At 70.8% G+C, this 8,159-nt stretch carries 10 protein-coding genes; 7 read left to right on the top strand and 3 right to left on the bottom strand.

All coding sequences use genetic code 11. The annotated features are described in order from the left end of the window. Window positions 1–125: 125 nt before the first annotated feature. Complete coding sequence (locus ACZ6C1_RS32015; RefSeq protein WP_469245760.1) at window positions 126–755, bottom strand: lysophospholipid acyltransferase family protein; 630 nt, start codon at window positions 753–755, stop codon at window positions 126–128. Between the two features lie 273 nt (window positions 756–1,028). Between ACZ6C1_RS32015 and ACZ6C1_RS32010 the strand changes: the two genes are divergently transcribed. From ACZ6C1_RS32010 to ACZ6C1_RS32000, 3 genes are all read left to right on the top strand, one after another. Continuing rightward, window positions 1,029–2,177 carry a glycerophosphodiester phosphodiesterase gene (locus tag ACZ6C1_RS32010; protein WP_469245746.1) on the top strand — a complete coding sequence of 383 codons (1,149 nt, stop codon included), beginning with the start codon at window positions 1,029–1,031 and terminating at the stop codon, window positions 2,175–2,177. Window positions 2,178–2,327: 150 nt separating this feature from the next. Then, a complete protein-coding gene (locus ACZ6C1_RS32005) occupies window positions 2,328–2,993 on the top strand; it encodes an RNA polymerase sigma factor (RefSeq protein ID WP_469245745.1) in 666 nt (221 codons plus the stop codon). Between the two features lie 39 nt (window positions 2,994–3,032). Next, complete coding sequence (locus tag ACZ6C1_RS32000) at window positions 3,033–3,515, top strand: GNAT family N-acetyltransferase (protein ID WP_469245743.1); 483 nt, start codon at window positions 3,033–3,035, stop codon at window positions 3,513–3,515. On the opposite strand, the gene ACZ6C1_RS31995 is transcribed toward ACZ6C1_RS32000, so the two are convergent. Together ACZ6C1_RS31995 and ACZ6C1_RS31990 are read right to left on the bottom strand one after the other, a co-directional pair. Beyond that, window positions 3,493–3,864 carry a hypothetical protein gene (locus tag ACZ6C1_RS31995; protein WP_469245741.1) on the bottom strand — a complete coding sequence of 124 codons (372 nt, stop codon included), beginning with the start codon at window positions 3,862–3,864 and terminating at the stop codon, window positions 3,493–3,495. The genes ACZ6C1_RS32000 and ACZ6C1_RS31995 overlap by 23 nt on opposite strands. A 34-nt stretch (window positions 3,865–3,898) precedes the next feature. After that, window positions 3,899–4,258 (bottom strand): hypothetical protein, encoded by a 360-nt coding sequence (locus ACZ6C1_RS31990; RefSeq protein ID WP_469245739.1) that lies wholly within the window; start codon window positions 4,256–4,258, stop codon window positions 3,899–3,901. A 73-nt stretch (window positions 4,259–4,331) separates the two neighbouring features. On the opposite strand from ACZ6C1_RS31990, the gene ACZ6C1_RS31985 reads away from it, so the two are divergent. From ACZ6C1_RS31985 to ACZ6C1_RS31970, 4 genes are all read left to right on the top strand, one after another. Further along, window positions 4,332–5,000, top strand: a complete 669-nt coding sequence (locus tag ACZ6C1_RS31985) for an HAD family hydrolase (RefSeq protein WP_469245758.1) — start codon at window positions 4,332–4,334, stop codon at window positions 4,998–5,000. 373 nt (window positions 5,001–5,373) lie between these two features. Next, entirely contained in the window at window positions 5,374–6,423 is a 1,050-nt protein-coding gene (locus tag ACZ6C1_RS31980; protein WP_469245737.1) for a methionine ABC transporter ATP-binding protein, read from the top strand. Continuing rightward, window positions 6,420–7,091 carry a methionine ABC transporter permease gene (locus ACZ6C1_RS31975; RefSeq protein WP_469245736.1) on the top strand — a complete coding sequence of 224 codons (672 nt, stop codon included), beginning with the start codon at window positions 6,420–6,422 and terminating at the stop codon, window positions 7,089–7,091. Before ACZ6C1_RS31980 ends, ACZ6C1_RS31975 begins: the two co-directional genes overlap by 4 nt. 77 nt (window positions 7,092–7,168) lie before the next feature. Beyond that, a complete protein-coding gene (locus ACZ6C1_RS31970) occupies window positions 7,169–8,041 on the top strand; it encodes a MetQ/NlpA family ABC transporter substrate-binding protein (protein WP_469245734.1) in 873 nt (290 codons plus the stop codon). Window positions 8,042–8,159 lie beyond the last annotated feature (118 nt).

Raw genomic sequence — 8,159 nt, 5'->3', positions numbered from 1 at the left:
CCCCCCCCCCCCCCCCCCCCCCCCCCCCCCCCCCCCCCCCCCCCCCCCCCCCCCCCCCCCCCCCCCCCCCCCCCCCCCCCCCCCCCCCCCCCGCCCCATGTCAGGTGCCCGCGGCCGGAGCCCGCTTACGCCGCCTTCGCCTTCGTGGCGTACATGTCCACGTACTCCTGCCCGGACAGCCGCATCACCTCGGCCATCACCGAGTCCGTCACCGCCCGCAGCACGTACCGGTCGCGGTCCATGCCCTCGTAGCGGGAGAACTCCATCGGCTCGCCGAAACGCACCGTCACCCGGCCCGGGCGGGGCAGGCCCGCTCCGCCCGGCTGCAGCTTGTCCGTGCCGATCATCGCGAACGGCACCACCGGAGCGCCGGTCATCAGCGTGAGGCGCGCGATCCCGGTGCGACCGCGGTAGAGGCGGCCGTCGGGGGAGCGGGTGCCCTCCGGGTAGATGCCGAAGACGTTGCCGTCCTCCAGCACCCGGCGCCCCGTCATCAACGCGGCCACGCCGCCGTTCGCGCCGTCCCGGTCCACCGGGATCATGCCGACGCCGGTGAAGAACCACGCCATCAGCCGGCCCTTGAGGCCCTTGCCCGTGACGTACTCGTCCTTGCCGATGAAGAAGACCTGACGGTCGCACACGATCGGCAGGACGATGGAGTCGATGAACGTCAGATGGTTGCCCGCCAGGATGACCGGCCCGTCACCGGGGATGTTCTCGGCGCCCTCCACCCGGGGGCGGAACATCAGGCGCATGACCGGGCCGAGCACTGCCTTGATGAGCGCGAAGCGGGACAACGAGTCCTCCGTCGAAGTAGCCGACCACGTACGTGACCAGTATGTGCAGGTGAGGACGATACTCGTGGGTCACCCCCGGCCGCACACCGGGTTAACCGAGTCGATACGCAGTGTTGACCCATGTTTTCCCCCGGTTCGCCGTGGGTCTGCCCGCCATAGGGCTCCGCTGCCTACGATCAGGGCTCGCGACAGTCGCTCAAAAGTCCGAAAATCGTTCACCAAGGAGCTTTCATGACACAGGGTGCGCACAGGAGTCCCGGCCGTCGGACCGTGCTGGGAGCGGCGGTCCTCGGCTCGGCCGCCCTCTCCGTGGGCGCGGGCGGCACCGCGGCGCAGGCGCACGGGCGCCCGTCGGGTGCGTACCGGCACCTGCCCGTCCCGACGGTCATCGCGCACCGCGGCGCCAGCGGCTACCGCCCCGAGCACACCCTCGGCTCCTACCAGCTCGCCCTCGACATGGGCGCGGACGTCATCGAGCAGGACCTCGTCCCGACCAAGGACGGCCACCTGGTCTGCCGCCACGAGAACGACATCACCGGGACGACGGACGTCGCCGACCACCCGGAGTTCGCGTCCCGCAGGACCACCAAGACCGTCGACGGCACCGCGCTGACCGGATGGTTCACCGAGGACTTCACCCTCGCCGAGCTGAAGACGCTCCGCGCCAAGGAACGCATCCCCGGCACTCGCCAGGAGAACACGGTCTACGACGGCCGCTGGCCCATACCCACCTTCGAGGAAGTCCTGCGCTGGGCCGAGAAGGAGGGCCGCCGCCGGGGCCGCCCGATCTGGCTGTACGTCGAGACCAAGCACCCCACCTACTTCCGCAAGCTCGGCCTCGGCCTGGAGGAGCCGCTCGCCAAGCTGCTGCGGCGCTACGGCCGCCACGGCGCGGACTCGCCGACGTTCCTCCAGTCCTTCGAGCCGAGCAGCATGCAGCGGATGGCACGGCTCGTCTCCACTCCGCGCGTCGTGCTGCTGTGGACGGCCGACGACCGCCCCTGGGACTTCCGCGAGGCGGGCGACCCGCGCACCGTCGCCGACCTGATCACGCCCGAGGGCCTGAAGTGGATCGCGTCCTACGCGCAAGGAATCGGCCCCCTGCTGGACCTGGTCATCCCGAAGGACAAGGACGGCAAGCTGGGCAAGCCGACCACACTGGTGCGCGACGCACACGCCAAGGGCCTGGTCCTCCATCCCTACACCCTGCGCAACGAGAACAGCTTCCTCCCCGCCGACTTCCGCCGCGGCTCGGACCCGGCGGCGTACGGGGACGTCTTCGGCGCGTACGAGGCGTACTTCGCCACCGGCATCGACGGCATCTTCACCGACCAGCCGGACACCGGCCTGCTGGCCGCCGCGGACCACCGCGCCCGCTGACGCCACCCCGGGGGCGGCTCAGCCGGCCCCGGCCACGCCACGCCCAGAGACCCCCGGGCGCGTCAGCCGCAGCGCCGGCCAGGACGCCCGGACGGGCGGTTTCGGGCGGGGGCGGCAACCGCCGGGCGGCCCCCTGGTGTCGTGGGCGGCATGACACCCCCCGAAGAGCCCCGCCCCGCAGCGCCCGCGCAGACCCACCCCGCAACGCCCGCCCGTCCCCGCCCCGCAACGCCGCCCGCCCGTCCCGGCCACGCGCAACCGCCTCCCGAAGCGACCGCGACCGCAACCGCGACCACCACCACCCTCCCCGAACTCGTCGGCGCCCTCACCGCGCTGCTCGCCGCCGAGTCCGAGGCGGAGGCGGCGGCCGCCGGTGTGGAGCCGGGCGACCTCGAACAAGCCGTATGGCTCAGGCTCCTGGAGCGCCTCGACGGCGGCCCCGGCCTGCCGCGCCGGCCGGCGGACTGGCTGCGCCGGGCGGTCCGGGACGAGGCCCGCCGCGCCCGCCGGACCGTCGTGCGCGAACTCCCGTACACCAGCCACGAGCCCGTGTCGGACGCCGAGCCTGAGCACGCCGCACTCGTCGCCGAACGGCGCCGGGCGCTGCGTACCGCCATCGCCCGCACCCCCGTCCACTGCCGGCGCCTGCTGACTGCGATGTTGTCGCCCACCGACCCCACCTACCGGGAAATCGCAGGAGAGTTGGGTATCTCACAAGGCAGTTTGGGGCCCATGCGTTCCCGTTGCCTGGGATGCCTGCGCAGAATGCTCACTGCAGAGGTTGCCGTTCCTGAACATCGGGGAAAGGAGCGGTAGACCCCCAGGGCGGACCAGGTGAGCCGGAGGCATGCATACATGGGCATGAGCGTGACCATCTCAGCGGCAAGCGCGCAGGACGCCGAACAGATCCTCAAGCTGCAATACCTGTGCTACCAGAGCGAGGCCGAGCTCTACGGCGACTACGCCATCGAACCCCTCACCCAGTCACTCGACGACCTGAAGGCCGAGCTCGACCGCGGCCACGCGCTCGTCGCCCGGCTCGGCGACGAGATCATCGCCTCCGTACGCGGAGAGCTCGACGACACCGGCACCGCGACCATCGGCAAGCTCATCGTCCACCCGCGGCTGCGCCGCCACGGACTCGGCGGCCGTCTCCTCGACGCCATCGAGAGGCACTTCGCCGGCGACCCGGCCCCCGCCGCCAAGCGCTTCCAGCTCTTCACCGGCCACCGCAGCGAGGGAAACCTGCGCCTCTACCGCAAGAAGGGGTACGAGACCGTCGCCACCCAGGAAGTGGGCCCGCGCCTCACCCTGGTCACGCTGGAGAAGGCCGCCTAGCCTTCCGCAGCCACAGGATCCCGGTCACCGGCAGCAGCACCGGGATGAAGACGTACCCGTATCCGTAGTCGGACCAGACCGTGGCGTCCGGGAAGGCGCCGGGATCGGCCAGCGTCCACGTCCCCACGGTCAGCACGCCCACCAGCTCGGCGGCGCAGCACACCAGCGCCGCCTTGCGGGCCGTCTCCCCGCCCCGTACCAGCGTGTAGGTGATGAACACGTACACCACGGCCGCCAGGGCCGACAGCGTGTACGCCAGCGGCGCCCGGCCGAACTCGGTGGCGATCTGCAGCACCGACCGCGACACCGCGCCGACCGACATCACCCCGTACAGCCACACCAGCAGCATGCCGGGCCCCTTGGCCAGACCGCGCCCCGCCACCTCAGACCGTCCAGATGTCGTAGAGGCGCACTTCCAGGACCGCCAGCACCACCGCGCCGGCCGCGACGGTCGCCGAGCCCCAGCGGCTGCGCTCCGCCAGCGACATGAACCCCGCCGCCGGCACCGCGCACAGCGCGCCGATCAGGTAGGCGAGGAAGATCGCCGTGCCCTCGTCGGCCTTCTCGCCCCGCGTCAGCTGCACGATCCCCACCACCAGCTGCACCAGGGCCAGCACCGTCACCACCGCCATGCCGATGAAGTGCCAGTCCTTCGTCGGCTGGTCCCGGTACGCGGCGAAGCCGCACCAGGCGGCGAGGGCGAGCGCGGCCACGGAGACCGCGACCGTCAGGGCGTCAAGCATGCGCCCGAGACTATTACGGGCCAAAAGACCCGGTGCGACCGCCCCCGGTAGCGGAAACGTAGGCTCCATGACCATGAAGATCCACGCCGAAGCCCTCCTGTTCGACAACGACGGAACCCTCGTCTCCTCCCTGGAGTCCGTGGACCGCTGCTGGAACCGGTGGGCCGAGGAGTACGGCATCGCGCCCGACGTCTTCGCCCGCGTCGAACTGCACGGCCGGCCCGCGGTCGAGATCATCGCCGAGCTGCTGGGCGCCGGGCGGTCCACGGAGATACGCGGGGCCCTCACACGTATCGAGCAGCTCGAGGTCGAGGACGTACCGGGTGGCGTGGAACTGCTGCCCGGCACCGAGGAGCTGCTCTCCTCGCTCCCGGAGGGCCGCTGGGCCGTCGTCACCTCCGCCACCCGGCCCCTCGCCGAGGCGCGGCTGCGCGAGGCGGGGATCGACGCCCCGGTCGTGATCACCGCCGACGACATCACGCGCGGCAAGCCCGACCCCGAGCCCTACCTGCTCGCCGCCGAGAAGCTCGGCGTGGACCCCGCGCGCTGCGTGGTCTTCGAGGACGCTCCCGCCGGACTGACGGCCGGCCGCGCCGCCGGTATGGCGACCGTGGCCTTGGCCACAACGCACGACCGCGGCGACCTCGTGGCCGATGTCGTGGTCACCGACCTCTCCGAGGTGTCGGCGCAGGCCACAGCCGGTGGAGTGGACGTCACCGCGGCGTCCCGGCAGCCCGCCTGACGTCGGTGCGGCGTCCGTATGACGCACATGCGCCGTCCGCTATTCGGACAGCCGCCCGATCTTGGAAGGGGCGTCTGGTTTACTGACCCGCATGACCACGACGAGCTCCCGCACCCTTGCGACCGAGGCGATCACGACGCCCGGTGCTCGTTGTATGTGTCGAATGTGCGCCTTCTGAGGGCCCCCGCCTGAGCCTCGCGCCCCGAAGCGAGACCCGACAGCCACGCCGTGTTCCGTACGCGATCGGACGGACAGGCCTGCCCCGCGCACGTGCCCCGGTCACCCGCCGAACAGCCGTGCCGCGCGTCGGAACGACGAATGCCCCGTGCCCGGCGGACACCGCGCCGTGCACTCGACAGTGACGGAAACCCCTGTGATCACCACCAAGGGCCTGACCAAGGTCTACGAGTCGCGAGGCCGCCAGGTCACCGCTCTGGACGGCGTCGACCTCCATGTCCGCGAAGGCGAGGTCTTCGGCGTCATCGGACAGAGCGGCGCCGGCAAGTCCTCGCTCATCCGCTGCGTCAACCTCCTGGAACGCCCCACCTCCGGCACCGTGACGGTCGACGGCACCGACCTCACCGCGCTCGCCGGACGAGGCCGCCGCGCGGGCAAGGACCTGCGCCGGGCGCGCAGCCGCATCGGCATGGTCTTCCAGCACTTCAACCTGCTGTCCTCACGGACCGTCAAGGACAACATCGAGCTGCCGCTGGAGATCCTCGGCGTCGCCGGCGCCGAACGCTCTCGCCGCGCCCTCGAACTCCTCGACCTCGTCGGCCTCGCCGACAAGGCCAAGGCCTACCCCGGCCAGCTCTCCGGAGGCCAGAAGCAGCGCGTCGGCATCGCCCGCGCCCTGGCCGGCAACCCCAAGGTGCTGCTCTCCGACGAGGCCACCAGCGCGCTGGACCCCGAGACCACCCGCTCCATCCTCCAACTGCTGCGCGACCTCAACCGGCAGCTCGGCCTGACCGTTCTCCTCATCACCCACGAGATGGACGTCGTCAAGCAGATCTGCGACTCCGCCGCCCTGATGAAGCAGGGCCGCGTCGTCGAGTCCGGCACCGTCGCCGAACTGCTCGCCACCCCCGGCTCCGAACTGGCCCGCGAGTTGTTCCCGGTGACCGGCGAGGCCTCCGGCGCCGACCGCACGGTCGTCGACGTGACGTTCCACGGGGAGGCCGCCACGCAGCCGGTGATCTCCCAGCTCTCCCGTACGTACAACGTCGACATCTCGATCCTCGGCGCCGCCATGGACACCGTCGGCGGCAGGCAGATCGGTCGCATGCGCATCGAACTGCCCGGCCGGTACGAGGAGAACGTCGTCCCCGTCGGCTTCCTGCGCGAACAGGGCCTCCAGGTGGAGGTCATCGACGAGGAACGCAACGTGCCCGCGCAGGGCCTGGTCAAGGAGATCGCGAAGTGACCTGGGAAGAGATGCGGCCCCTGCTGGAGCAGGGCACCATCGACACGCTCTACATGGTGCTGTGGTCCACCGTCGTCACCGTCATCGGCGGCCTGCCGCTGGGCGTCCTCCTCGTCCTGACCGACAAGGGCGGCCTGCTGCAGAACCGGCCGGTGAACAAGGTCATCGGCGTGATCGTGAACATCGGCCGCTCGCTGCCGTTCATCATCCTGCTGGTGGCCCTGATCCCCGTCACCACGCTCGTGGTCGGCACCTTCATCGGCCCGACCGCGATGATCGTGCCGCTCTCCATCGGAGCCATCCCGTTCTTCGCGCGCCTCGTCGAGACCGCGATCCGCGAGGTCGACCACGGACTCGTCGAAGCCGTCCAGTCCATGGGCGGCGGCATCCCCACGATCGTGTGGAAGGTACTGCTCCCGCAGGCGCTGCCGTCCCTGGTCGCCGCCCTCACCACCACCGTGATCACCCTGATCAGCTACTCGGCACTGGCCGGCGCGGTCGGCGGCGAAGGACTCGGCTCCAAGGTCATCACCTATGGCTACCAGCGGTTCGAGACCAACTTCATGCTCATCACCGTGGTGCTGCTGATCGTCATCGTCACGATCATCCAGCTCATCGGCGACCTCGCCGTGCGCCTCCTCGCCCGCCGGGGCCGCACCGCGTCCTGACTTCCCCCCGGGGACCCCAGAACAGCCCGCACTCCTTGTCCGGGCGATGTCCGCACCACCAGAAAGAGGCACTTTTCGTGCGTAAGAACAGCAAGAACCTCAAGCTCACCGGCGCCTTCGCCACCATCACCGCCCTTGCCCTCGGCCTCACCGCCTGCGGCACGGCCTCCGACCCGTCCTCCTCCAAGGGCGGCTCCGGCAAGGCGGACGAGTCCACGCCGCTCGTCGTCGCCGCGTCCCCGACGCCGCACGCCGACATCCTGACCTTCGTCAAGGACAACCTCGCCGAGAAGGCCGGCCTCAAGCTGGAGGTGAAGGAGTTCACGGACTACGTCCTGCCCAACACCGCCACCCAGAGCGGCCAGGTCGACGCCAACTACTTCCAGCACAAGCCCTACCTGGACGACTTCAACAAGAAGAACGACACGACCATCGTCCCGGTCGTCAACGTCCACCTGGAGCCCCTCGGCCTCTACTCCAAGAAGCTGAAGTCCCTGGGTGACCTCAAGCCCGGCCAGACCGTCGCCGTCCCCAACGACACCACCAACGGCGGCCGCGCCCTCAAGCTCCTCGCCGACAACGGCGTCATCACCCTCAAGGACGGTGTCGGCGCCAACGGCAAGCTGTCCGACATCAAGGACAAGAAGGGCCTGGAGTTCAAGGAGCTGGAGGCCGCCACCGTGCCCCGCGCCCTGAACGACGTCGACGCCGCCGTCATCAACGGCAACTACGCCATCGAGGCCAAGCTCAGCCCCGCCAAGGACGCCCTGGCGCTGGAGAAGGCCGAAGGCAACCCGTACGCCAACTTCCTCGCCGTCAAGAAGGGCAACGAGAAGGACGCGCGCGTGCAGAAGCTCGCCAAGCTCCTCAACTCGCCCGAGGTGAAGAAGTACATCGAGGACACCTACAAGGACGGCTCCATCGTCTCCGCCTTCGGAGCGGTCAAGTAGCCCTCGGCCCCCGGGTCCAGGGGGGGGGGGGCGCCGCCGGGGGGGGGGGGGGGGGGGGGGGGGGGGGGGGGGGGGGGGGGGGGGGGGGGGGCGGGGGGGGGGGGGGGGGGAGGGGGGG

This window comes from Streptomyces sp. NPDC041796, from assembly GCF_055590785.1.
This window is presented reverse-complemented; position numbering and strand designations above follow the sequence as displayed.

Bases quoted from the DNA above. Each gene is read 5' to 3' on its own strand.
- ACZ6C1_RS32015 (WP_469245760.1), bottom strand. From the start codon at position 755: ATGCGCCTGATGTTCCGCCCCCGGGTGGAGGGCGCCGAGAACATCCCC.
- ACZ6C1_RS32010 (WP_469245746.1), top strand. From the start codon at position 1,029: ATGACACAGGGTGCGCACAGGAGTCCCGGCCGTCGGACCGTGCTGGGA.
- ACZ6C1_RS32005 (WP_469245745.1), top strand. From the start codon at position 2,328: ATGACACCCCCCGAAGAGCCCCGCCCCGCAGCGCCCGCGCAGACCCAC.
- ACZ6C1_RS32000 (WP_469245743.1), top strand. From the start codon at position 3,033: ATGGGCATGAGCGTGACCATCTCAGCGGCAAGCGCGCAGGACGCCGAA.
- ACZ6C1_RS31995 (WP_469245741.1), bottom strand. From the start codon at position 3,864: ATGCTGCTGGTGTGGCTGTACGGGGTGATGTCGGTCGGCGCGGTGTCG.
- ACZ6C1_RS31990 (WP_469245739.1), bottom strand. From the start codon at position 4,258: ATGCTTGACGCCCTGACGGTCGCGGTCTCCGTGGCCGCGCTCGCCCTC.
- ACZ6C1_RS31985 (WP_469245758.1), top strand. From the start codon at position 4,332: ATGAAGATCCACGCCGAAGCCCTCCTGTTCGACAACGACGGAACCCTC.